At 66.8% G+C, this 23,499-nt stretch carries 22 protein-coding genes and 1 tRNA gene; 12 read left to right on the top strand and 11 right to left on the bottom strand.

The features are described from left to right. Positions 1–104: 104 nt before the first annotated feature. The 3 genes from LVB87_RS09555 to LVB87_RS09545 are packed head-to-tail and all read right to left on the bottom strand — an operon-like array spanning position 105 to position 4,080. Complete coding sequence (locus tag LVB87_RS09555; protein ID WP_232897747.1) at positions 105–1,244, bottom strand: hypothetical protein; 1,140 nt, start codon at positions 1,242–1,244, stop codon at positions 105–107. Continuing rightward, positions 1,244–3,391, bottom strand: coding sequence for a polysaccharide biosynthesis tyrosine autokinase (locus tag LVB87_RS09550; protein WP_232897746.1), 2,148 nt, complete (start codon positions 3,389–3,391; stop codon positions 1,244–1,246). Before LVB87_RS09550 ends, LVB87_RS09555 begins: the two co-directional genes overlap by 1 nt. Next, positions 3,388–4,080 (bottom strand): polysaccharide biosynthesis/export family protein, encoded by a 693-nt coding sequence (locus tag LVB87_RS09545; RefSeq protein WP_232897745.1) that lies wholly within the window; start codon positions 4,078–4,080, stop codon positions 3,388–3,390. Before LVB87_RS09545 ends, LVB87_RS09550 begins: the two co-directional genes overlap by 4 nt. Before the next feature lie 359 nt (positions 4,081–4,439). Here LVB87_RS09545 and LVB87_RS09540 point away from each other — a divergent pair. Then, positions 4,440–4,515 (top strand) — tRNA-Ala (locus LVB87_RS09540). A gap of 47 nt (positions 4,516–4,562) precedes the next feature. Here LVB87_RS09540 and LVB87_RS09535 read toward each other — a convergent pair. Further along, positions 4,563–5,051, bottom strand: a complete 489-nt coding sequence (locus LVB87_RS09535; RefSeq protein WP_232897744.1) for a lipocalin-like domain-containing protein — start codon at positions 5,049–5,051, stop codon at positions 4,563–4,565. A 109-nt stretch (positions 5,052–5,160) separates the two neighbouring features. On the opposite strand from LVB87_RS09535, the gene LVB87_RS09530 reads away from it, so the two are divergent. Next, complete coding sequence (locus tag LVB87_RS09530; protein WP_232897743.1) at positions 5,161–6,000, top strand: LysR substrate-binding domain-containing protein; 840 nt, start codon at positions 5,161–5,163, stop codon at positions 5,998–6,000. Here the strand turns inward: LVB87_RS09530 and LVB87_RS09525 are convergent. Next, a complete protein-coding gene (locus LVB87_RS09525) occupies positions 5,981–6,385 on the bottom strand; it encodes an MAPEG family protein (protein ID WP_232897742.1) in 405 nt (134 codons plus the stop codon). The two genes, LVB87_RS09530 and LVB87_RS09525, sit on opposite strands and share 20 nt — an antisense overlap. A 158-nt stretch (positions 6,386–6,543) precedes the next feature. Here LVB87_RS09525 and LVB87_RS09520 point away from each other — a divergent pair, with 158 nt between their 5' ends. Further along, the gene (locus LVB87_RS09520; protein ID WP_232897741.1) at positions 6,544–9,072 is read left to right on the top strand and encodes an FG-GAP-like repeat-containing protein; all 2,529 of its coding nucleotides are present in this window, start codon (positions 6,544–6,546) and stop codon (positions 9,070–9,072) included. A 1-nt stretch (position 9,073) separates the two neighbouring features. On the opposite strand, the gene LVB87_RS09515 is transcribed toward LVB87_RS09520, so the two are convergent. Beyond that, positions 9,074–9,382, bottom strand: a complete 309-nt coding sequence (locus LVB87_RS09515; protein WP_232897740.1) for an NAD-dependent epimerase/dehydratase family protein — start codon at positions 9,380–9,382, stop codon at positions 9,074–9,076. Between the two features lie 65 nt (positions 9,383–9,447). Here LVB87_RS09515 and LVB87_RS09510 point away from each other — a divergent pair, with 65 nt between their 5' ends. The 3 genes from LVB87_RS09510 to LVB87_RS09500 all read left to right on the top strand — a co-directional run bounded on the left by LVB87_RS09510 (position 9,448) and on the right by LVB87_RS09500 (position 11,262). Continuing rightward, complete coding sequence (locus tag LVB87_RS09510) at positions 9,448–10,266, top strand: alpha/beta hydrolase (RefSeq protein WP_232897739.1); 819 nt, start codon at positions 9,448–9,450, stop codon at positions 10,264–10,266. Between the two features lie 66 nt (positions 10,267–10,332). Continuing rightward, positions 10,333–10,866 (top strand): hypothetical protein, encoded by a 534-nt coding sequence (locus LVB87_RS09505; protein ID WP_232897738.1) that lies wholly within the window; start codon positions 10,333–10,335, stop codon positions 10,864–10,866. Between the two features lie 60 nt (positions 10,867–10,926). Further along, positions 10,927–11,262, top strand: a complete 336-nt coding sequence (locus LVB87_RS09500) for a hypothetical protein (protein ID WP_232897737.1) — start codon at positions 10,927–10,929, stop codon at positions 11,260–11,262. 577 nt (positions 11,263–11,839) lie between these two features. Here LVB87_RS09500 and LVB87_RS09495 read toward each other — a convergent pair. Continuing rightward, positions 11,840–12,556, bottom strand: a complete 717-nt coding sequence (locus tag LVB87_RS09495; RefSeq protein ID WP_232897736.1) for a M15 family metallopeptidase — start codon at positions 12,554–12,556, stop codon at positions 11,840–11,842. A 40-nt stretch (positions 12,557–12,596) separates the two neighbouring features. Continuing rightward, positions 12,597–13,355, bottom strand: coding sequence for a hypothetical protein (locus tag LVB87_RS09490; protein WP_232897735.1), 759 nt, complete (start codon positions 13,353–13,355; stop codon positions 12,597–12,599). Between the two features lie 119 nt (positions 13,356–13,474). On the opposite strand from LVB87_RS09490, the gene LVB87_RS09485 reads away from it, so the two are divergent. From LVB87_RS09485 to LVB87_RS09475, 3 genes are all read left to right on the top strand, one after another. Beyond that, positions 13,475–13,957, top strand: coding sequence for a GNAT family N-acetyltransferase (locus LVB87_RS09485; RefSeq protein WP_232897734.1), 483 nt, complete (start codon positions 13,475–13,477; stop codon positions 13,955–13,957). Between the two features lie 100 nt (positions 13,958–14,057). Next, positions 14,058–15,062, top strand: coding sequence for a beta-lactamase family protein (locus LVB87_RS09480; protein ID WP_232900527.1), 1,005 nt, complete (start codon positions 14,058–14,060; stop codon positions 15,060–15,062). A gap of 96 nt (positions 15,063–15,158) precedes the next feature. After that, on the top strand, positions 15,159–15,347 hold the full coding sequence (locus LVB87_RS09475; protein WP_232897733.1) for a hypothetical protein: 189 nt from the start codon (positions 15,159–15,161) through the stop codon (positions 15,345–15,347). 3 nt (positions 15,348–15,350) lie between these two features. Here LVB87_RS09475 and LVB87_RS09470 read toward each other — a convergent pair whose 3' ends face one another. Then, positions 15,351–16,934 (bottom strand): FG-GAP-like repeat-containing protein, encoded by a 1,584-nt coding sequence (locus LVB87_RS09470; RefSeq protein WP_232897732.1) that lies wholly within the window; start codon positions 16,932–16,934, stop codon positions 15,351–15,353. Positions 16,935–17,076: 142 nt separating this feature from the next. Between LVB87_RS09470 and LVB87_RS09465 the strand changes: the two genes are divergently transcribed. Further along, positions 17,077–17,985 (top strand): hypothetical protein, encoded by a 909-nt coding sequence (locus LVB87_RS09465; RefSeq protein ID WP_232897731.1) that lies wholly within the window; start codon positions 17,077–17,079, stop codon positions 17,983–17,985. 17 nt (positions 17,986–18,002) lie between these two features. After that, positions 18,003–19,334: a deoxyribodipyrimidine photo-lyase gene (locus LVB87_RS09460; protein WP_232897730.1), complete on the top strand. Its 1,332-nt coding sequence runs from the start codon at positions 18,003–18,005 to the stop codon at positions 19,332–19,334. Here LVB87_RS09460 and ispG read toward each other — a convergent pair whose 3' ends face one another. Continuing rightward, positions 19,335–20,609: a flavodoxin-dependent (E)-4-hydroxy-3-methylbut-2-enyl-diphosphate synthase gene (gene ispG / locus LVB87_RS09455; protein ID WP_232897729.1), complete on the bottom strand. Its 1,275-nt coding sequence runs from the start codon at positions 20,607–20,609 to the stop codon at positions 19,335–19,337. Positions 20,610–20,689: 80 nt separating this feature from the next. On the opposite strand from ispG, the gene xseA reads away from it, so the two are divergent. After that, the gene (xseA, locus tag LVB87_RS09450; RefSeq protein WP_232897728.1) at positions 20,690–22,036 is read left to right on the top strand and encodes an exodeoxyribonuclease VII large subunit; all 1,347 of its coding nucleotides are present in this window, start codon (positions 20,690–20,692) and stop codon (positions 22,034–22,036) included. On the opposite strand, the gene LVB87_RS09445 is transcribed toward xseA, so the two are convergent. Next, entirely contained in the window at positions 22,033–23,463 is a 1,431-nt protein-coding gene (locus LVB87_RS09445; protein WP_232897727.1) for an aldehyde dehydrogenase family protein, read from the bottom strand. The two genes, xseA and LVB87_RS09445, sit on opposite strands and share 4 nt — an antisense overlap. Positions 23,464–23,499: the final 36 nt, after the last annotated feature.

The raw sequence follows: 23,499 nt of genomic DNA, 5'->3' as shown, positions 1-23,499 counted from the left end.
AAGACCGAAAGCGAGCGACTTCATACTGCCTTTTTCCCCTGGGTGCACCGAGTCTCGGCGCGGACTGAAACAGTCTACCGTGTGTGACGGGTTTGTGAAATGCATCACGGGACGAGAAAAATTCCTACGTCGTCGACAAGCAGTCGACCACGCAGTCGTTTTTCCGCCATCGAGCGGGCCGAATTGGCAAGCAAGAGCGTCTGCCCCTCGCAGTCCGACGGGACTTCGAAGTCCACCGATTGCGTCGTCCACTCCCCGGTTCGCGCCAGGGGAAGGCTGGCGATGCGCGCGCCGTCACGGCAGGCGATGCGCCATTCGAACGGTCGTTCGCTCGCCACCCGATCCAGGGCGGCCGACTGCAATCGATAACGTCCCGGCGGCAACGCGAGCTTTTGCTGCACGCCAGTGGACGCGATCGCACGATCCTCGAATTCGAGCGAGAGCGACACCCCCCGCGCTTGGGGGGCATCGGTGGCGTATTCGCTGAGCACGCCGGGCACGTCGCCCAGGCGCCAGCCATAACCGTCCTGGATCTCCGGGTGTTCGAACGCGCCGTCGAAGACGGGGTTCGCCTCCGCTGCATGCACCGACGCCAGCCACGCGCGACGCGCATCGGCAGGGCGCCCCGCATGGTCGAGCACGTCGATCCGCGTGCGCAGTGCGTCCTCATCCGGCGGCACGCGCGTTGCCAGTGCCGCAAGCAGGGCCTCCGAGTCCGCAGCGTACGCGGTGTCCTCGCGCAACCCCCTCAGGAATGCATGGCGCCACGGCGGATCCTGCGCCAGGCGATCCACCAGCGCCTCGCGCACGCGCGCATCGTGCAGATGCGGCAGCAGCAGCGGCAGCATCTCGGCGCGCACGCCGGGGGCGACGCGCAGCAATGCATCGAAATGTGTCAGCCCGGCCGCGATGTCGCCCGCCGCGAGCGCGCGGTCGGTGAGCGAGGCCAGGGTCATCGGATCGCGCGGCCAGCGTGCGTTGGCCACGTCGAGGAGCTGCGGCTTGTCCTGCGCCAAGGCGAGCACGCGATACGCACGCCCGTCGAGCGGACGCGCAGCGAGCACGTCACGCGCCAGCACCACACGTTCAGAGGCAGGCGCCGAAGTCCCGACGTCCGCGAGTCGCATCGCACGATCGGGGCCCAACGCCGGCCCCACGTCCGTATCCACGCGCGAGAGCTGGAGGGCCGCGAAACCCACGACCCCCACCGCGACGATGGCGATCGCCGCGCGCACCCCGCGCATCACGCCGCCTTCTTGCCGTAGCTGTAGTAGGTGTAGGCGCCGTAGCCGTAGTCATCGCCCTTGCGCTGCAGGTCGAAGCGCGTGAGCAGCGCGCCCAGCACGTGGGCATGCGATGCGCGCAGGCGACGGATCGCATGGCGGATGGAATCGCGGCGCGTCTGTTCGGCAGCGGCGACCAGGATCGTCGCTTCCGCCACGTTGGCCAGCAGCGGCGCATCGGCCAGGCCGAGCACCGGCGGACCGTCGATCACGATCACGTCGAAGCGCGCCTGCAATTCGGCCAGCAGCGTCGACATGCCGTCGCCCGCCAGCAGTTCCGGCGGGTTCGGCGGCAGCGGACCGGAGGTCATGATGTCGAAGGCGCCATCCAGCGAACGCTGCAACACGTCCGCGGCCTGCGCCGAACCCGACAGCACGTTCGACAAGCCCTTGGCATTCGCCAGGCCCGTCGTGCGATGGATCGACGGCTTGCGCAGGTCCGCATCCACCAGCACCACGCGCTTGCCGGCCTGCGCGATGTTGCGCGCCAGTTCGAGCGCCGTGGTCGACTTGCCTTCCGACGGGCCCGCGCTGGTGATCAGCAGGTTGCGCGGCAGGCCATGTTCGGTGGAGAACTGCAGCGCCGTGCGCACCGAACGATAGCTTTCGGAGAACGGCGAGCGCGTATCGGCCGAGGCGGCGACGACGGTTTCGTTCGGCGCCAGGCGCGGGATCGCACCGAGCACCGGCACGCCGGCTTCGTCTTCCAGTTCCTTCGGCGCGTGCACGCGGCGATCCAGGTGCTCCAGCAGGAAGGCGGCGAGCACGCCGGCGAACAGGCCGAGCAGCAGGCCGACCGCGAGGTTGAGCACCAGGCGCGGGGAATGCTTCTTTTCCGGCACGTCCGCGCGGTCGATGACCGACACGTTGTTCGCGCCGACGTTGCCGACGACGCCGATCTCCTTGTAGCGCTGCAGCAGGCCGTCGTAGAGCTGGCGGTTGGTTTCCGCTTCGCGGCGCAGGATGTTGTAGCGGATGCTGCGGCCCTGCAGGTCGAGCACGTCGTTCTTCAGGCCCGTCAGGCGGCCTTCCAGCAGCGATTCCTGCGCGCGCGCGGCTTCGAATTCCGAACGCACGGCTTCGCGGATGTGGCCGACTTCAGTGGCGATCTGCTGGTCGGTTTCCGCGATCTGCCCCGCCAGGCGCTTCATGTCGGGGTAGTCGGCCTTGAAGGTGCGCGCTTGTTCCTGGTACTGCGCGGCCAGCAGCGAGCGCGATTCGCGCAGCTTCTGGATCAGCGGGCTCTGCACGACCTGCGGCATGCCGAGGCCATCGCCGGCGCGCGCCTGGTCCCACGCGGCTTCCGCACGGATGCGCGCGGACTGGGCCTGCGCGAGCTGCGCGTTGAGTTCGCTGAGGTTCTGCGCGCTGAGCGAAGGCTTGTCCTCGCCCACCGAGACGATCTGTTCGTCGGTGGCGAAGGAGACGAGCGCCTTTTCCGAATCCTCGAGGCGGCCCTTCAGCTGCGCCAGGCGCTCTTCGAGATACTTGCGCGCATACGAGGAGGCGTCGAACTTGCGTTCCAGGTTGCTCGCGATGAAGGCATCCGACCACGCATTGGCGATCTTCGCGGACAGCACCGGGTCGGCCGAATCGAAGTTGACGCGGACCAGGCGCGAATTGCGGATGGGCTCGATGGTCACATCGTCCAGCGTCTCTTCCACCAGCGCGCGTTCACGCGCATCGCGCAACACGGCGGGCGTAGCCTGCTTGCCTTCCAGCTCGGCGTCGACCGACGCCAGCGTCTTCGCGAACAGCGGCGCCTTCTCCAGGTGCAGGTCCTGCACCACGCGGCGCGCGAGCGAGCGGCTGTGCAGCAATTCGTACTGCGTCTGGTAGAAGTCGCGGTCCATCGGCGACTCGGCGGGCGTCAGGCCTTCGACGTCCATGATCTTCATGGTGTCGCGCTCGATCTGCAGCGTCGAGGCCGCGCGATAGATCGGCGTCATCAGCAAGGTGACGGCCAGCGCGAGCAGCGTGATCGCCGCGGTCACGCCCAGCACGATCCAGCGGCGGTCGCGCAGGACCTGCCAGTACTCCAGCAGGTTGATGCTGTCGTTGTTGTCGTCCTGCACGCTGGCAGGGGCCTCGATCTTCACGACGCTCATCGGTACGACCGCCACACGGCCACGAACGGCGCCAGCTTGATCAGGTTATAGAGGGCGATCTTGCCGCCCGCTGTGTCGACGACGACCACGTCCTCGCCACTCAATTCGGGATCCGGCATCGCGCCGGCTTCGATCTGCGCCACGTCGAAGCGTGCGAACACGCGTTGCCCGCCCGCGGTGCGGAACACGAACACGTTGTGCGTGCTGGCCACTTCATCGAGGCCACCGGCCAGCGCGATCGACTGGAGCAGCGTCATGCGCGAGGTGATCGGGAAGATGCCGGGCTTGTCGACGGAGCCGCCGACGGTGACGCGCTGGCTCGCGAACTCCTTGACGAAGACCGTGACCTGCGGATCCTGCAGGAAGCGTTCCTGGTAGCGCGCGGCGACCTGCGTCTCGAACTCGTGCACCGTGCGGCCCACGGCGGGCACGTTGCCGATCAGCGGCAGCGTGACCTCGCCGGCGTTGTTGACGCGCACCTCGCGGTCCAGGTCCTTGACCTGGAACACGGTGACCGCCAGCAGGTCGCTGGGACCGATGCGGTACTCGGGGCGGCCGACGGAAGCGGCGACGGGATCGGCATCGGGGAGCGAGGACGGCGCATGGCCGCCCGAAGCGCAACCAGCAAGAACGCCGACGCAAACGAAGAGCGTGGCCGCGCGTGCGGCCAACTTGAGAAAACGAGACACGACTGCCGATCCCCTGGAAACAACGACGCCCGCATCGCGCGGGCGCTTTGTGCGGCGGCATTTTAGCCGGATGGGGGGGCCGGGAGGGGGGCGCCCGAGAATTATTCTTGGTGAGGCCTGTTCATCTTCCCGCTTAAGAAGAATTCCGATATGGCCGCCCGTGGGCGGCGCGCATGATCGGGTTGCGTAGCCCCCAAGGCGCGCAACCCACTTGGTCGTGGTGTGCAGCACCGGCTGGCCTGCCGTACGCGTTCGGGGAGGAGCGCGTGCGGCAGGCCGCCGTTTTTCAGCGATCCGTGCGATTCGCGCCCCAACCCTTGGCATCCGCGACACCCTGCTCGTATACTGCGCGCCCTCGTGGGGCGGTAGCTCAGCTGGGAGAGCGTCGCGTTCGCAATGCGAAGGTCGGGAGTTCGATCCTCCTCCGCTCCACCACGAACATGAAAAAGGGCCTGCAGCAATGCAGGCCCTTTTTTTGTTTTTCAATCCGCTCGGTGCCACACGGACACCGGGATGCTCCCATCCGGCCGGGGCGGCACCTTGTAGCGCAGCTCGGCGCCTTCCAACGTGTACTGGCGCTGTTGTGTCGTGCCTTCCCAATTGGGGAACGACGAGCCTTCGATCGAGAACACGAGCACCCGAGCCCGTTCGTCGATCGTCATCGTGCCGTAGTGGGTACTGCTGCCCATGACGGCGGACTTGAACTCGTCGACGCTGCCATCGGCCTTGCTGTCGCTGGCGAAACGCATGCGCTCGGACTTGAAGATCTGCAGCGAATACCGCCCCTGGGCATCCACGACGAGCCTCCCCTTCGGGTGCTCGCCGTAGTCGCGCGTGGTCTCGCCATTCGGCAGGACCTTGTCCGCGGCGACCAGCGTCCAGGTGCCTTGCAGTGGGAAGACGCGAGGCGCCTGCGCGTCACGCGCGGCAAGGCCCGCCAGCATTGCGAAGAGTGCGCCGGTCATTTTCATCGCGGTGGTCCTCATGGTCGTGGATCGACCCCCGCACCCTAGGCCACTTGATCGATAAGAAAAACCGATCTAAAACGATATCTGGCATTTCAAAATCGAATCCATCCGAATGAAGTCGATGGACGTGGATGCCGTCCGCGCGTTCCTGCTGGCGGCCGATTTGCAGAGTTTCACCAAGGCGGCCGACGTACTGGGCACCACCCAGTCCGCGGTCAGCCTCAAGCTGCGGCGCCTGGAAGACCAACTCGGCCGCCGCCTGCTGGAACGCACGCCGCGGCATGTGCGCCTGTCGGTCGAGGGGCTCGCCTTTCTCGACGTCGCCCGCGAGTTGGTGTCGTCCCACGACCGTGCGGCCGCCGCCTTCGAGACCGAACAACGCCGCCTGGCCATCGGCATCAACCAGCAACTGGTCGGCAGCGAACTCCCGTTCCTGTTGCGGCGCATGCGCGATCACGACCCGAGCCTGCTGATCGAGATCCGTATCGGCGGCACCAACGAACTGATGCAAGCCCAGGAAACCGGCGAACTCGACGCCGTGCTGGTGTTGCGCCCCGAGGATCGCGGCAAGCGCGGCAAGGTCGTGTTCGCGGAATCCTTCTCGTGGTTCGCGGCCGCAGGGTGGGAACCGCGCGCCGGCCAGCCCTTGCCGCTGGCGACGCAAGGCGAGTCGTGCCGCATCCGCGCGGAGGCAGTGCGTGCACTCGATCGGGCCGGCATCGAATGGCGCGAAGTGTTCGTCGGCAAGGGCGCCGCGATCCTCGGCGCCGCCGCAGCCGCCGGCCTCGCGGTGGCGGTGCTGACGCGGCGCGCCGCGCCTCCGGGCACGGTCGACGTCAGCGCGTTGCTGTCGCTGCCGTCGATTCGCTCGCAGGACGTGATGCTCTACAGCAACCTCAGCGACAAGCGAACGCGCGATGCGTTGCGCGTGCTTACTCTGGCGTTCCAGTGAAGACCACAATCGCCCAAAGCCCCAGCACCGCCACGAAGTTGATGGTGAACACCACGCCGCGCAAGCGGACATTGGTGGTCAACACTTGCACGAGGCTATGCAGGACGCGGCCGATCACGAAGATCCAGGCCAGCGCGAGCGTCGCAGTGCTCGTGTCCGATCGCATGATCAGCAATACACACGCGACGTAGAAGAACAGCGGCCACTCGAACTGGTTCCTCAGGTTGGCGCTGATGCGCGGCTCGAACCTGGCCCAAGGGTTGCCGCCATCCGGCAATCGACCGATCCCCCAGATCGCGGGTGCACGCACGACCGTGAGCAGCACATACAGCCAGGCCGCCAGCGCAACCTGCGCGGCCATGGGGAAGATCAGCGGATGCGACATCGGGTTTCCGGGTTCCAAGAGGTCGATCCGCTGGCCTGGGATGCACCGAGCTTAACCTCGACGTCGATGGCGACGCGACCGATAGTCACGTGTCCCGGCCGACCTCCGTCGGCTAAAGTTCGCCCCTGCCGCCGGACCGCGGCACAGGGGACAACGGAATGCGAAAGACACAGTGCGCGATCTTCGCGATCGCCCTGGCATGCGGTGCGGCCGTGGCCGCGGAGCCGACGATCGACACCATCGCGGGCGGTGGTACCGGCGGCCCCAACGACGGGGGACCGGCGAAGCTGGCGGTGATCAACGAACCGACCGACATTGCGCTCGACGCCGCAGGGAACCTGTATATCGCCGAGACATGCCGCATCCGCAAGGTGACGCCTGCGGGCGTCATCACGACGCTTGCCGGCAATGGCGCCAACGACAAACCGCCCGTCAATGGCGCGCAGGCGACGAGCGGATCGGTCTGTTCGGATACCGTCGCCGTCGATCGCTTCGGCTACGTCTGGTACAGCATGCGTTGGCAGGTCGGGAAGATCGCACCCAACGGCGTGGTCACGATCGTCGCGGGCACGGGCGTTTCCGGTTATTCCGGCGATGGGGGCCAAGCGGCGTCCGCCAAGGTCTCCCTGGTCCAGGACGTTGCATTCGACGCGGCCGGCAATGCTTACATCGCCGACGACAATCGCGTGCGGAAAATCGCCACCAACGGGGTCATCACGACGGTCGCTGGCAATGGCACCTGGGGCGAAGCGGGCGACTACGGCCCGGCGACGGCGGCCCAGCTCTCCCCCACCGACCTTGCCGTGGACCGCTTCGGCAACCTTTTCATCGCCGACCGCTACGGTTACTCCGTTCGCAAGGTCGACACCACGGGAATGATCTCGCGCGTGATGGGCGGCTGGCCGAGATTCCGCAGCGACCCCGTCGCGAATGTCACCAGGGGCTTCTACCCGTCTGGGCTGGCCACGGACTCCGCCGGCAATCTGTTCGTCTCCAACCTGGGGAACCTGGTGTCCCTCATCTCCACATCGGGCGCGATCCAGCACGTCGTCGGCGTCTTCAACGACACGACGTTCGACGATGGGGGATACGGCTCGCAGCACGGTTTCGCGGGCGACGGCGGCCCGGCGAGCCTTGCGAAGCTGTACGAGCCCGAGGGGATCGCTGTCGACGCGCAAGGCAACTTGTACATCGCGGACACCCGCAACATGCGCATCCGCAAGGTCACCGGCAAGTTCACGGTGCCGTCGCTGCCGGCCGGTGCATCCACGCTCACCCATGCAACGCCGCAGCGGTTGGTGTCGATGGACCAGTACAGCGTCGGCGTCGTCAAGGGCGATGCGAACGGCGATGGCCTCGACGATCTGTTCGTGCTGGGCGGCAGCTGGGATTCCACCAACCCCTATCCCGGCGACTGGATGCTGCACGTGTACCGCCAGAACACCGACGGCACGCTGGCCGATCCGCTCTCCTATCCGGTGCTGCATCTCCAGTTGACCGACGTGATGGGGATCGACCTCAACCACGATCGTTACACCGATATCGTGTTCACCGGCTACGGCAACGACGCCTACAGTGGCTTGTACGTCATGCTCGGCGGCCCGACCGGCATGGCGAAGCCGGTGCACTACACCGGCATCAGCGGCGCAAACGGCGCGTTCTACCTGCAGCAGGCCGACATGGATGGCGACGGCAACATGGACGTGCTGGTCGTCCTGAGCACGGGCGGTTCGGGCGTAGGCACGATCTACAGCCAGGCCATCTACTACAGCAACGGCACCGGCGGACTGGTCAGGAAGAAATTCGCGCCGGTCACCGACAGCGGCGTCACCCTGATCCATGATTTCAACGGCGACGGCAAGCCCGACATGCTGTACGGATGGAGCGCCCTGGATGACAGCGGCATCGCGGTGGCCTACCACGACGGTGTCGATAACTTCCTTCCGCCGATCCGATACTCGGCTGGCGGACCCGACAAATCCGGATTCTTTCCCGTCGTCGGCGACTTCGACAGCAATGGCCAACCCGACATCATCCTGTCCATCGACGCCAATGCGCCGTACGCCAAGCTGACCCACTGGGTCCGCACCCCCGAGGGCGGATTCGCCTATGTCGGCGAGTGGCCGGCCTACGATGAGCCCCAAACCCTGGTCGCCGCCGACATGAACCGCGACGGGCGCGACGATCTCCTCGTCGCCCATTTCAATTGGGAATCCGTCGGCTACATGCAGCAAACGAAGTTGAGCGACGGAACGTACGCGCTCGATCGCGAAACCAAGAAGTACGCGAACATCGGCAACCAGGCGCAACCCCACTCGGTCACGATCGGCGATTTCAACCACGACGCCTGCCCCGACGTGGCGTTCGTCAGCACCAACAGCGGCCTGCAGATCCAGTACAGCACGCTCCAGAATTGCCTGCGTGAGAAGAACGGCGCGAAATCGCCGCCACCGCCCTTGCGCGGGAAGACGACCACCACGCTGTCGAGCGCGACGTCGGGTGCAACACCCAGTACGTCGCCAACGACGACCAGCAACGTCTACGCGTCGATCGTCAACCTCACCCGCAAGGGATGGGCGAGCTTCACGTCGCAGGGCGAAACGCTGCGCTTTGCGGTCGGCTTCCTGACGCTCGGTTTCGCCATGTGGTTCGGGCTGGCGATGGGGCGCTCGCTGATGCGGCGCTGACTTACGGCCTCGGTCTCGCGTAATCGGACTGCGCGAACCACGCAACGCGTCGGGATCGCCGATCGGAGGCGATGAGGTGCGTACCGGCCGTGCGGAAGAACGCGAGCGGCGCTTCGCCCGTGAACGTGCGCGAGTTGGTCAGGTCCACCACGACGGACGTGCCCGCCATCGCCTCGTCCAGGCCTTTGCCGCTGAGGATGTCGACGCCCGTCTGCGGTGCGGCCGCCACGGCTTCGTGCCCCGCTTCACTCAAACGTTGCACCACGCGGCTGCCGATACGGCCGGTGCCACCGATGACGACGATTTTCATGTGCGCTCTCCTTTAACGACTCGAGTGCGAGAGTTCGCGACTCCACGCCCAGGACGCAAGCGACCATGCACATCACCACCGGCGACGGCACGAAGATCTTCTACAAGGATTGGGGCAAGGGCCAACCCATCGTCTTCCATCACGGCTGGCCGTTGAGCGGCGACGATTGGGATGGACAGATGTTGTTCTTCCTCGCGCAGGGATTCCGCGTCATCGCGCACGACCGTCGCGGGCATGGTCGCTCCACGCAAACATCGGGCGGCCATGAGATGGACACGTATGCGGCCGACGTCGCCGCTCTCGCGGAACACCTCGACTTGCGCGACGCGATCCACGTCGGCCATTCCACGGGCGGTGGCGAAGCGGCGCATTACGTCGCGAAGCATGGCAAGGGCCGCGCTGCGAAGCTCGTGCTCATCGGCGCCGTGCCGCCCGTGATGGTGAAGAGCGACAAGAACCCCGGCGGCACGCCGCTCGAAGTCTTCGATGGATTGCGCAAGGGTTTGGCAGCCAATCGCGCCGCGTTCTACTGGGACTTCCCGATCCCCTTCTACGGCTTCAATCGCGAAGGCACGCCGCTGTCCGAACCGATCCGCCAGAACTGGTGGCGCCAGGCGATGGTGGGCGCGGCCAACGCACATTACGAATGCATCAAGGCGTTCTCGGAAACCGACTTCACCGAAGACCTGAAGCAGATCACGGTGCCGTCGCTCGTCTTGCACGGCGACGACGACCAGATCGTGCCGATTGCCGATTCGGCGATGCTCTCGAGCAAGCTGCTGAAGAACGCGACGCTGAAGGTCTACAAGGGATTCCCGCACGGGATGTGCACGACGCACGGCGATGTGATCAATCCGGATTTGCTGGCGTTTTTCAGGAGTTGATGCGCTCACGTAACGAGGACCGGGGACCTGCGATGCTTGCGGTGGTCGTCGCGGCAGGAGGTCCCCATGTCGCATCCCTCTTCCATCACCGGCGAGCTGAGCAACAGCAAAGTCGCTGCCGTATTCACTAACGAATCGGCTGCGCGGCAGGCGGCGCAGGGCGTGGCTGCGGCCTTGTCGCTGGGCGCCGCCCAGGTTCAGGTGATCACGCCTGCCGACGCGCACCCGGGTCGCAAGCTGGAACCCGAGAGTCGCGGGATCTGGCGAACGATCGTCGTCGCGCACGTCAAGCTCGGTGTCGCGGGCATCGTCGTAGGCCTGCTGGCGTTCGCGGCGTTGTATGCGCGCGGCATTCCCTTCATCGTCAACTCGTCCGTGGCCGCTGCGCTCGTGATGATGTTCTTCGGCGGCGTCGCAGGACTGATGTTGGGTGGCCTGGTGTCCCTCCGCCCGGACCACGATCGCTATGTGCAGGCCACCCGTGATGCGATGGCGGCGGGCAACACGACCGTGGTGGTGCATGCGTTCTCGGCCGACCAGCGCCACCACGCGGCGGAGTTGCTTCGCTCGAACGGTGGCGAGGTGACGTCGACGTTGTAGTGGCCGTGTCTCGTAGCCCCGCGCGTTGACACAGGCGAACGCCCTCGCGCGAGATCGCCCATGTCGCTCCGTCCGATTGCCCTGTTCGCACTTGCCCTCGCTTTTTCCGGCAGCGCCTTCGCCCAGTCCTGCATCACCGACCACGATTGCCAGGATGGGGTCTGGTGCAACGGGGTGGAGCGCTGCGTCGGCAATCCTGGCAGGAACCAGTGCCAGCCCGCGGCTCGGCCGATGTGTTCTGCGAAGAAGCGTTGCGACGAGAGCGCGCAGCGATGCGTGTCCCAGAGCCAGGCGCAAAAGGAGAAGGAGCGCGTCTGCCCGCAAGGCGAGGCCTACAGCGTGGTGGAAGAAAAGTGCGTCGCGACGCCGGCGCCGCTGGGGGGCTTGGGCGGCTGAGCTGCCCGCGCTCCACAAGATGGGCGGACCGCCACGAGCCGTCGTGTGTGTCTTGTCCACTCCATACGACAAGTCGCGGCCAAGACACACACGACGTCTCGCGTCGCTCCGCTCGCGACTTGATGTTTGCGCGGAGCGTCTGGGAGCCACGTGCGACCGCGATGCGATCGCGTGCGCCAACTTCCGGCTACGGAAGGACGGCACTTTGCCCCCTCGCTCGCTGCATCGGCATGTGCGTCCCGCTTCGGAGGGCAAGGTGCCTAGATATCAATTCAGGGGGCGCCCCTTCGGTCCGAAGGGGCGTGCTCACAAACCTCGCTAGGCACGTTGCCTGCCGAAGGTGACGCACGCGACGGCGCAGCGCCGAGGTGGGTGACGGGCCGTCCATCAGAATTTACGGTGTAGGCGCGCATGGAATGGATGGCGACGCGCCCACGACCCCAGACGCTCCGCGAGATCGTCAAATCGCGAGCGGAGCGACGTGAGGTGTCGTGTGTGTCTTGGCCGCGACTTGTCGTATGGAGTGGACAAGACACACATGGCACCTCATGGCGATCCGCCCATCTGGTGGAGGCTGTCACCGCACCGGCACGTCGTACATCACGTCCGGCGTCGGCTCCGGGTTCAAGGTGAAGTGCCACCACTCCATCGGATAGTTGCGAAAGCCGCCCTGCGCCATCGCGTCCACCAACACATGTCGATTCGCGCGCTGCTGCGCAGTCGCCTTCGGCGAATCCGTATTCGCGAGCGTATCGAAGTAGTCGAACGTCGTGCCCATGTCGATCGGCTCGCACCCCGCCCCTTGCGCATCGCATTGCAACAACCCGAGATCCACCGTCGCCGCACGACTGTGCCCCGACGTCGGCGCGATGTAATCGCCCAACAAAGTGCGCCGCTCGAACCCCGGGTAATACGCCGCCTTCGTTCGCCCATCCTCCGGCGCCTGCGTCCACGCCACGAAACGCTGCACCGCGCGCACCGGGCGATAGCAATCGTACAAACGCAATCGCATGTGGCGCTCACGCAGCGCGCGTTCCACCTTCGCCAACGCTTCCGCCGCAGGCCGCAACAGATAACAGCGCGGCGCGTCGTAACCCTCCACCGGCGCACCGGTGAAGTTGTTCGCGCTCGCGTAGCGCATGTCGAGCTCGATGTCGGGCACCAGCGAACGCACGTCGACGAGCCCCGCTTCTTCCGGTGTGGTCGCGGGTGAAACGCGCGGCCTCGCGGGCTGCGACGTCGCGCAGCCCGCCAACAACAACGATACGGCCAACAACCGCAACGTCCTGCTCATCGCTTCGTGCCCCGGGAGTGTCTCCGGGCGCACGGTACCGCTACAGCGACGTGATCACCACCAGCTCGGCGCCGCCATGCACCGAGGGCGCTTCGACGCGCACGGTGCCGACGTTCGGGCAATAGGTCTTGTACTCGACGTCGCCGGGCGACAGTTCGGTCGTCTCGCGCGTGCGGACGCAGCCGGAGAAATCGCCGAGCCCGGTCGATGCGTGGATGCCGACGTTGACGACCAAGGCTTCATCCTCCGCTTCGCCCGCAAGGAATTCCTGGCGATAGAACTGACCGACCATCGGCCTGGCCAGCATGACGATGCCCGCCAGCGCGCCATCGTTGCCCGCGATCCACGAACCCGCGGAGTCGCTGCTCGTGCGATGGCCTGCGTCGTCGTAGGTGTACTCGACGGTCTTCTCGCCGAAGTACCAGACGTTGCCGCCGTTGTCCTGCCCGTAATAGTCGACGGTGTCTTCCAGCAACAACGTGCGCTTGCCCTTGCAGGTCGGGTCGCTCCACACGCGGTCGACCACCGCGCGCGCGGCGATGCCTGCGTAGATCCCCTTGAAATCGCGCTTGGCGGTGTTCGTCACCACCACGTCGTTGACCTTGCACTCGCCATCCTCGAGTTCGAAGGTGACCGTGCGCGTGCCGGGTTTCATGGCCGACAGCGGGTTGTCGATGCGCAGGGGGGCATGGAAGTTGTCGATGCGGAACTGCGGCTGGTGCGGCGTGGCGGCGCCGGCCGTGAAGGGGGCGGCCAGCGCGAGGGTCGCCGCGAGCGGGAAAAACGACGGACGATGCATGATCCGGCCTCCGTTTTCGAGGGCCCGAGCGTGCGCGCGGAAAGGTAATCCGCAGTGAAATTTTTGCATCCGAATCTTGACGAAATGCATGTAGCCCACCCTTGTAGGCTCGCGCTCCCATGCTCGCCCTCCCCACCATCCGGCTCGCCACGCGCGAGGACGCCCACGCCATCGCGGCCCTGTCCCGGGACTACATCGAGGACGGGCTGGTCTGGCGTTACACGCCCATCCGCGTGCTCGCCGCCATCCAGAGCCGCACGACCAACGTGGCCGTGGTCCATGTGCATGGCGGGCTGCACGGGTTCGGGATCATGCAGTACGGGGACACCACGGCCCACCTGGTGCTCCTCGGCGTGCAGCCCACGCAACGCCACAAGGGGCTCGGGCGGCACCTGGTCCAGTGGCTCGAGGACAGCGCGCGCGTGGCGGGCGTGGCCCGCATCGACGTGGAATGCCGCGCCGACAACCCCGGGGCGATCGCCTTCTACCGGACCCTGGGCTATCGCATCCAGGGCGTGGTCTCGCGCTATTACGCCGGGCGCATCGACGCGATCCGCCTGTCCAAGCAACTCGCCCAGCCCATTCGCCGCGCTGCACCATAGGTAGCTCTGCAACAACGGCTACCATCGCGCGATGCGCGCGCCTGCCTGGATCCCCCTGTCCGCCCTCCTGCTCGCCGGCTGCGCGACGGGAGCCTCGCCCATGGAAGGCACCACCGCGGACAACAAATCCGTCGAAAGCAGGATCGACGCACTCATGCACGACTACGCGGGCGACGGCCCCGGTGCATCGGTGCTGGTGGTGCGCGACGGCCAGGCCATCGTGCGCAAGAGTTACGGCATGGCGAACCTGGAAGCGCGCGAGGCGATCACGCCTGCCACCAACTTCCGCCTTGCCTCGGTGAGCAAGCAGTTCAACTCCGCCGCGATCCTGATGCTCGCCGAGCAGGGCAAGCTGTCCATCGACGACCCGGTGCAGCGCTGGCTGCCTTCGCTGCCGCAATCCAACATCACCATCCGCCACCTGCTCACGCACACCTCGGGCCTGATCGACTACGAAGACCTGATGGATCCGAAGGACACGGCGCAGATCCACGACAGCGGCGTGCTCGAGTTGCTTTCGCACGAGACCCGCACGTACTTCGCGCCCGGCAAGGGTTACCGCTACAGCAACAGCGGCTACGCCCTGCTCTCCCTGATCGTCGAAAAGGCCTCGGGCCAGCGTTACGCCGACTTCCTGCACGACCACATCTTCGAACCCTTGGGCATGCATCACACGGTGGCCTACGAGAACGGCATCTCCACCGTCGCCCATCGCGCCTACGGCTACACCCGGGAGGACGGGCGCTGGACGCGCACCGACCAGAGCACCACCAGCGCCGTGCTCGGCGACGGCGGCATCTATTCTTCCATCGACGACCTGCAGCACTGGGACGCCGCGCTCTACGACGAACGGCTCCTGCACGCCGCCAGCTGGAAACAGGCCTTTACACCGGCGACCAAGACGGACGAACCCGACGTCGAGTACGGCTTCGGCTGGCGCATCACCGGCGAAACCCTGTGGCATTCGGGCGAAACCGTGGGGTTCCGCAACGTCATCGTGCGTTACCCGCAGCGCCACCTCACGGTGGTGGTGCTCACCAACCGCAACGAGCCCGAGCCTTACCGCACTGCAAAAAAGATCGCGGCGCTGTTCGTCGCCCAGTAAGCGCAATTCGTCGGCGACCCGCCGGGATTCTCACGCTGGCCTCACGGGGGCGCTTACAACGTAACCCGATCAGGGGATCCCGTTGGGTTGGCGGCCATGAACTTCAAGAAGATCGAACTCGTCCTGGCGGAGATGCGCGGGGCGCACCACGCCGACGGCACGCAGCTGCGCGACTGGGAAGCCCGCATCGGCGAGGCGATCACCGAGATGCTGCTCTCGGAGATCGAAACCTCGCTCAACATGCCCACGCTGGCGACCGAACCCGGCGGGCACGACTGGGAGTAAGCGCTACGGCGCCACCTGCCATGCCTGGCTGGCCTGCGTGGTCACGGCCTGCGGCAAGGCCGAGTTGCCCGAGCGCCAGATCCTGTTCGCGCCGGTGCTGAAGTTGCGCCAGAGGATGTCATCGCGGCGGTCGCCGTTGTAATCGGCCACCGCGACCACGCGCCATGCGTTGCCGGTCTGCGTGGTCACCGCGGTCGACGTCGCCGAGTTGCCGGAACGCCAGATCGCATCGGCCCCCGTGGTGACATTGCGCCACAGGATGTCGTCGGCGCGATCGCCGCTGAAATCGCCCACGCCCGCCACGCTCCATGCGGTGGCGAGCGTTGTGAGCGTCGTGGTCGTCGCGCTGCTGCCGCTGCGCCAGAGCACGTTCTGACCGGTGGTGGTGTTGCGCCAGAGCAGGTCTGCGCGTCCGTCCTTGTTGAAGTCGCCCACGCCCACGATGCGCCACGGCCCGGTCTGGGTCGCGACCGCGATCGTCGTGGCGGAGTTGCCGCTGCGCCAGATCACGTCCGCGCCCGTGGTGTCGTTGCGCCAGGCGATATCGGCGCGTCCGTCGGCGTCGAAATCGCCCACGCCCACCACGCGGAACTGCAGGTTCGTCACCGCAGTGACGGCCGTCTGCGTCGCGGAGTTGCCCGAGCGCCAGATCACGTTCGCACCCGTGGTCATGTTGCGCCACAACAGGTCGGCGGTGCCGCTGTTGTCGAAGTCGCCTACGCCCACGATGCGCCATGCGTTGCTGGTGATGGCGGTGACGGACTGTACGGTCGGCGAGTACGCCGAACGCCAGATCGTGTTCGCGCCGCTGGTGCTGTTGCGCCACGGGATGTCGGAGCGTCCGTCGTTGTTGAAATCCGCCTGCGCGTGGTACGTGCCGATGCCTGCGGTGCAGGTGCTGTTGCACATGTCGCCCGTGGCGGTGTTGCCGCCGTCGTCGCAGGCCTCCAGTCCTTCGGTGCGGTTGTTGCCGCAGGTCGCGGCCGGCACGTGTCCGAGCACGCCTGCGTTGTTGCGCGGTGCGAGTGCGCCGAAGAGGAAGTCGTTGGCGCTGTTGTTGGTGTCGTCGGTGGCTTCCAGCGTGGTGGCGCCGCCGGCGATGTTCAGTCGACGCAATGCGGCTTGCCGTGAGCTCAATCCGATCGAAGGAGCGAATGGCGAGCCGACGCCCGTCGTGCTGCCGGTGTAATTGCCCCAGGACACGCAATCGATGGTGCCCGCCCAGCAGACCTTGCCGCCGCGCTGCAGCAGCTGCGCAGTGATCTCCAGGTTGGCCTGGACGCCGAGGAAGGCTTCCGCCTCCGGCGTGGCGATCAGCACCTTCATCTGGTTGGCGCTGTTGGAAACGTTCGAGGAGAAGGTGAAGCTCGCGATCTGTCCCCCGGTGTTGTTGAAGATCGTGATCGCATGGCCGCCGAGCAGGTTCTGCCCCGCCGCGTAGGCCTGCAGGACGACGTACTGCGCCTGGGGAGCCGCCGGCGTGCCGGGGAAGAGCTCGACGATCTTGATGAGATGGAACGTGGCCTGGGCCGGGCCGACGAGCAGCAGCAGTCCCAGGGATGGCCACTTGAGCGCTTTCCACGACATGGCCGCCTCCCGCGCGAAAGCGCTGCGAATGAACAAGAATCCATGCAGGCGAAGGGGAAGCGTGGTTCACGGCTGAGGTGTAGTCCTCATGCTTTCCCTGCGATAGTTGAACCGCCCGGCCGTACTTCGGTATTGGTGGCCCATGCCCGCGCCCATCCGAACCTGTTTCGTACTCGCCTGCCTCGCCTGGTCGACCACGGCCCTGGCGCAGGACGACGTCATCCGCAACGATGAAAACCTGACCGAATCGCGGCCCGAAGCCTGGGCGATGCGTTACTACACGGGCACGACGCTGATGACGCCGTTCGGCACCGAGCCGGCGCTGGCGCCGTGGCAGATGCAGGTGGGCGCGGAACTCGGCAGCGTGCCGCGGCTGGATGACACGCAGCGGCGCGTGGGCTTCGACGGGATCAAGCTCGAGGATCTGAACAAGTCGCCGGTCGTGGGGCGCCTGCGTGGATGGATCGGTTTGCCGTGGGGCTTCGTCGCCGAACTCGGCATCGTCCCGCCGGTGAGCCTCAACGGCACGAAGCCGCGCGATCTGTATTCGGCGGCGATCGGGCGGCGGTTGATCGACTCGAATGGATTCATCGTGTCCGCGCGCGTCGTCGGGCAACACGGTGCGGCGGTGGGCGACATCACCTGTCCGGCCGACATCGCGGGCGTGCAGGATCCCGTGCGCAATCCCTTCGGTTGCGATGCGCGTTCGTCGGACACGTTGTGGATGAACTACTACGGCTTCGATGGCACGGCGGCGCTGGTCACCGGTGCGTGGACCTGGCACGGCACGGTGGGCCTGGTGCGCATGGAGAACGAGGTGCAGGTGAATGCACTCACCTACGGCCTGCCGGATCGCTCGCGGCTGGTGGCGCAGCATGACCAGCCGTATCTCGCGGCGGGCGTGGGCCGCGACTTCGGACACGGGTGGCATGCGGCGGCGGAGGTGTTGTACGTGCCGCTGACGGTGTTGCGCGTCCCCGACGGTTCGTCGGACAACGATTCGCTCGTGTCCTTCCGCCTGCAGCTCGCTTATCGCTTCGCACACGACTGAGCCGCGATACTGCAGGGATGCCCGCCGCCCTCGTCTGGTTCCGCGACGACCTCCGCCTCGATGACCAGCCTGCGCTGCAGGCGGCGCTGGCGCAGGGGTATGCGCCGGTGCCTGTGTATGTGCATGCGCCGGAGGAGGAAGGGGAATGGGTGCCGGGCGCGGCGTCGGAGGCGTGGCGGCGGAAGTCTTTGCGGGCGTTGGACGGTGCGTTGCGGGCGCGTGGGTCTGCGCTGGTGTTGGCGCGTGGGCCATCGTTGGAGGCGCTGCTGCGATTGGCGCAGGTGCATGGGGCGGAGGCGGTGTTCTGGACGCGGCGCTACGAGCCTGCGATCGAAGCGCGTGATGCAGGGATCAAGCGTGCGTTGCGCAAGGCCGGGCTGCATGCGGAGAGCTTCAACGGTGCGCTGTTGGTGGAACCGTGGGATGTCGCAACGAAGGGTGGCGATCCGTACAAGGTGTTCACGCCGTTCTGGAAGGCCGCGAGCGTGCGTGTGCGCGCACTGTGGGATGCGCCGCAACGCCTGCCCGCAGTGACGCACGAGGGCGAAGCGCTGGATGCCTTGCTGCCTGCGCCGACGCCCGCCTGGGATCGTGGATTCTGGTCGCACTGGACGCCGGGTGAAGTCGGCGCACGCGCGGCGCTCGATGCAGCCCTGCCCCGCATATCGGCGTATCCCGAAGCGCGAGACCTGCCGGCCGTCGATGGCACCTCGCGGCTTTCACCGCATCTGCATTTCGGCGAGGTCTCCGTGCACCGTGTGTTCGCTGCGGTGGGTGCGTGCGAAGCACCGGCGGAGGCGCGCGCGGCCTTCCAGCGACAACTCGGCTGGCGCGAGTTCGCACACCACCTCTTGCACCACTTCCCGCACACGCCGACGCACAACCTCGACGTGCGCTTCGACGACTTCGCGTGGGCGCGCTTCGACGAGAAGAGCTTCGATGCGTGGAAGACCGGCCGCACCGGCATTCCGATCGTCGACGCCGGCATGCGGCAACTGTGGGAGACCGGGTGGATGCACAACCGCGTGCGCATGCTGGTCGCGAGCTTCCTGACGAAGCACCTGCGCCTGCATTGGGAGCATGGCGCGCGGTGGTTCTGGGACACGCTGGTGGATGCAGACCTGGCGAACAACACGCTCGGCTGGCAGTGGGTCGCCGGCACAGGCGCCGATGCAGCGCCCTACTTCCGCATCTTCAATCCGATGCTGCAGGCCAAGCGCTTCGATCCCGATGGCGCGTACGTGAAGCGCTGGGTGCCGGAGATCGGGACGGGGGATTATCCGGCGGCGCCGATCGTGGATCTCGTGGCGGGGCGGGAGGCGGCGTTGGAAGCGTACCGAACGCGCTAATCAGCGCGCCGCGTACTTCTCATCCACGTACGCATCGATCATCGCGACGAACTCCTGCGCGATGTTCTCCCCGCGCAGCGTCTTCGCCTTCTCGCCATCGATGAACACCGGCGCGGACGGCGCCTCGCCCGTGCCCGGCAACGAGATGCCGATGTTCGCGTGGCGCGACTCGCCTGGCCCGTTTACCACGCAACCCATCACGGCCAGCGTCAGGTTCTCCGCGCCCGGATGCGTGATTTTCCACTCCGGCATCTTCTCGCGCACGTGCGTCTGCACGACTTTCGCGAGCTCCTGGAAGAACTCCGACGTCGTGCGCCCGCAACCCGGGCACGCCGTGACCATCGGCGTGAACGCGCGCAGGCCCATCGTCTGGAGCAGTTCCTGCGCGACGATGACTTCCTGCGTGCGCGATGCACCCGGCTCCGGCGTCAGCGAAATGCGGATCGTGTCGCCGATGCCTTCCTGCAGCAGCACCGCCAGCGCCGCACTCGACGCCACGATGCCCTTGCTGCCGATGCCCGCTTCGGTGAGCCCCAGGTGCAGCGCGTAGTCGCCCCGCGTGGCGAGTTCGCGATACACCGCGATGAGTTCCTGCACGCCGCTGACCTTCGCGCTGAGCACGATGCGATCGGCGTGCAGCCCGAGCGCGACCGCGCGATCGGCCGAATCGAGTGCGGAACGGATCAGCGCTTCGCGCAACACGCGCGCGGCATCCCAGGGTTCGGCGCGCGCGTGGTTCTCGTCCATCAGCTGCGCGGCGAGCGCCTGGTCGAGCGAGCCCCAGTTCGCGCCGATGCGCACGGGCTTGTTGTACTGGATGGCGAATTCGATGAGCTGCGCGAACTGCGTGTCGCGCTTCTTGCCGAAGCCCACGTTGCCCGGATTGATGCGGTACTTCGCGAGCGCTTCGGCGCAGGCCGGCTCGTTGGCGAGCAACTGGTGCCCGTTGTAGTGGAAGTCGCCGATGATCGGCACTTCCACGCCCATCATCGCGAGTTTCTCGACGATGCGCGGCACGGCCGCCGCCGCTTCCGGCGTGTTGACGGTGACGCGCACGAGCTCGGACCCTGCACGCCACAACTGGGCGACTTGCTTCGTCGTCGCGGCGACATCGGCCGTGTCGGTGTTCGTCATCGACTGCACGACGATCGGCGCCTGCCCACCAACGGCAACGCCGCCCACCAACACCTGGCGCGTGGCACGGCGCGGTGCGGGGCCGAAGGCCGGTTCGGCGCAGGGTGGCGGGGGCAGGGACTGGAGCGAAGTCGTCGACATGCCGCCATTCTACCGTCGGCGCAATGGCGTGACCGCGACGCCGCCTTGCGCTACCGTGTCCCGCCGTCCGGCACCCCTGAATGCCCCAAGACGCCCGCCAGATCCTCACGCCAAGCCAGCTCAACACGCTGGCGCGCGATCTGCTGGAAGGCGCCTTCCCGCTGGTGTGGGTGGAGGGCGAGCTGGGCAATCTCTCGCGCCCGGGGTCGGGGCATCTGTACTTCACGCTGAAGGACGCGCGCGCCCAGGTGCGCTGCGCCCTGTTCAAGCCCAAGAGCCAGTGGCTGAATTTCGTCCCGCGCGAAGGCCTGCGCGTGCTCGCGCGCGGTCGCCTCACGCTCTACGAGGCGCGCGGCGATTACCAGTTGATCCTCGATTCGCTGGAGGAAGCGGGCGAAGGCGCGCTGCGGCGTGCGTTCGAGGAACTGAAGCAGAAGCTGACGCTCGAAGGGCTGTTCGAAACCGAGCGCAAGCGTCCGCTGCCGGCGTTCGTGCGGCGGCTTGCGGTGTTGACCTCGCCTTCCGGTGCAGCGGTGCGCGATGTGTTGAGCGTGCTCGCGCGGCGCTTCCCGCTCGTGCAGGTCGAGGTGTTGCCGGTCCCCGTGCAAGGCGAAGGCGCGCCCGCGCAGATCGTCGCCATGTTGCAGCGCGCGTATCGCTCGGGGCGCTACGACACGATCCTCCTCGCGCGCGGCGGCGGCTCGCTGGAAGACTTGTGGGCCTTCAATGACGAGCGCCTGGTGCGTGCCATCGCGGCGTCGCCGGTGCCGGTCGTGTCGGCGATCGGACACGAGACGGATTTCAGCCTGAGCGATTTCGTAGCGGACCTGCGCGCGCCGACACCGTCGGTCGCGGCGGAACTGCTGGTGCCGAGTGCGCAGGACCTGCGTGCGCGTCTGCGGCAATTACAGCGGCGCGTGGTGACCTTGCAGATGCACCATCTGCGGCGCGACCAGCAACGCACGGATCGCGCGGCCATCAAGCTGCATGCGATGCGCCCGCGCGCGCGCCTCGACATGCTGCATCGCCGCCAGAACGAAGCGCAGCGGCGCCTCGATGCGGCGCTCCACAAGCAACTCGACCGCCTGCGCGCCCGCATGCGTCACGCCGACGCCGTGCTGCGCACGATGCAGCCCAAGCGCCGCCTCGCGGTGTTGCGCCAGCAGCTCGAATCCCTGCGCCTTCGCCCGCGTAACGCGATCGCCCGCCGGCTGACGCACGATGCCTTGCGCCTGCGCAGCGTTGCGCGTTCGCTGGAAGCGGTGAGCCCGCTGAAGACGGTCGCGCGCGGCTACACCATCCTGTTGAACGAAGACGGCCACGTGGTCCGCAGCGTGAACGACGCGCGCGTGGGCGAACGCCTCGACGCGCGCCTGGCCGACGGCCACCTGCCGCTGCGCGTGATCAAGCCGGACGACGACACCTAGACGTCGCGGACGACCAGCAACCGCTGCTCCGTCATGTCCTCGATCGCATACCGCACGCCTTCGCGTCCCAGCCCCGACAGCTTCACGCCGCCATAGGGCATGTTGTCGACGCGGAAGCTGGGCACGTCGCCCACGATCACGCCGCCGACCTCCAACCGATCCCACGCCTGCATCGTGTGCGCAAGCGAGCCGGTGAACACGCCGGCCTGGAGGCCGAAGTCGCTGTCGTTGACGCGGTCCAGCGCCGCGTCGAAGTCATCGAACGGTTCCAGGATCGCAACGGGTCCGAACGCTTCCTTGCGATACAGATCGCTCTCGCGCGGCACCTTTTCCAGCAACGCCGCAGGCACCAGGTTGCCGCGCCTTTGCCCGCGCACCAGCACCTTCGCGCCACCGGCAATCGCCGCATCCATCCACGCATCGATGCGCTTGGCCGCTTCCTCGTCGACCACGGGACCGATGAACACCTTCTCGTCCTTCGGATCGCCCATGCGCAACTTGGCCACGGCCTCCGTCATCTTCCTTTTGAACTTCGCATAGATCGCGCTGTGCACGAGGATGCGCTGCACACTGATGCAGCTCTGCCCGGACTGGTAATACGCGCCGAACACCATGCGTTCGACCACCTTGTCCAGCGACTGTCCCGGGTCTTCGTCGACGATGCACGCCGCGTTGCCCCCCAGTTCGAGCGTCACCTTCTTGCGTCCCGCGCGCGCCTTCAGGTCCCAGCCGACCAGGCCACCGGTGAAGCTCAACAACGCAATGCGCTCATCTTCGACCAGCAAGCCCGCATCTTCGTTGGAACACGGCAGGATCGAGAACGCCCCGCGCGGCAGATCCGTCTCCGCCAACACCTCGCCGATGATCAGCGCACCGACAGGCGTCTTCGCCGCGGGCTTCAGCACGAACGGACACCCCGCCGCGATCGCCGGCGCCACCTTGTGCGCCACCAGGTTCAACGGGAAATTGAAGGGCGTGATGAACGCACACGCCCCGATCGGCACGCGCTTCACCATCCCGCGATACCCGCGCGTGCGCTTGGAGATCTGCAGCTCGATCACTTCGCCATCGCTGCGCGTCGCCTCGCCCGCGGCGATGCGGAAGGTATCGATCAAGCGCGTCACTTCCCCGCGCGAGTCCTTGATCGGCTTCCCCGCCTCCACGCACAGCGCCATCGCCAACTCTTCGCTGCGCTCGGTGAAGCGTGCAACGCAATGCTCCAGGACATCGCGCCGCGCATCCGGCGGAAACGCGGCCATCGCCTCGCGTGCCTTGTGCGCGGCGACGATCGACTTGCGGATCAAGGCCCCATCGGCGAAGGCCACGCGCGTGGCGCGCTTGCCGGTGAACTTGTCGAGGACTTCGAGCTCGGCCTTGGTCTGGACCGGCTGGTTCGCGAGGTAGCACGGGTAGCGCTTGGAGAGCATCGACGGGCTCCGGGGAACGCGGGCGAACCCGCATCC

It is taken from the genome of Lysobacter sp. KIS68-7, from assembly GCF_021284745.1.
Classification (GTDB): domain Bacteria; phylum Pseudomonadota; class Gammaproteobacteria; order Xanthomonadales; family Xanthomonadaceae; genus Noviluteimonas.
This window is presented reverse-complemented; position numbering and strand designations above follow the sequence as displayed.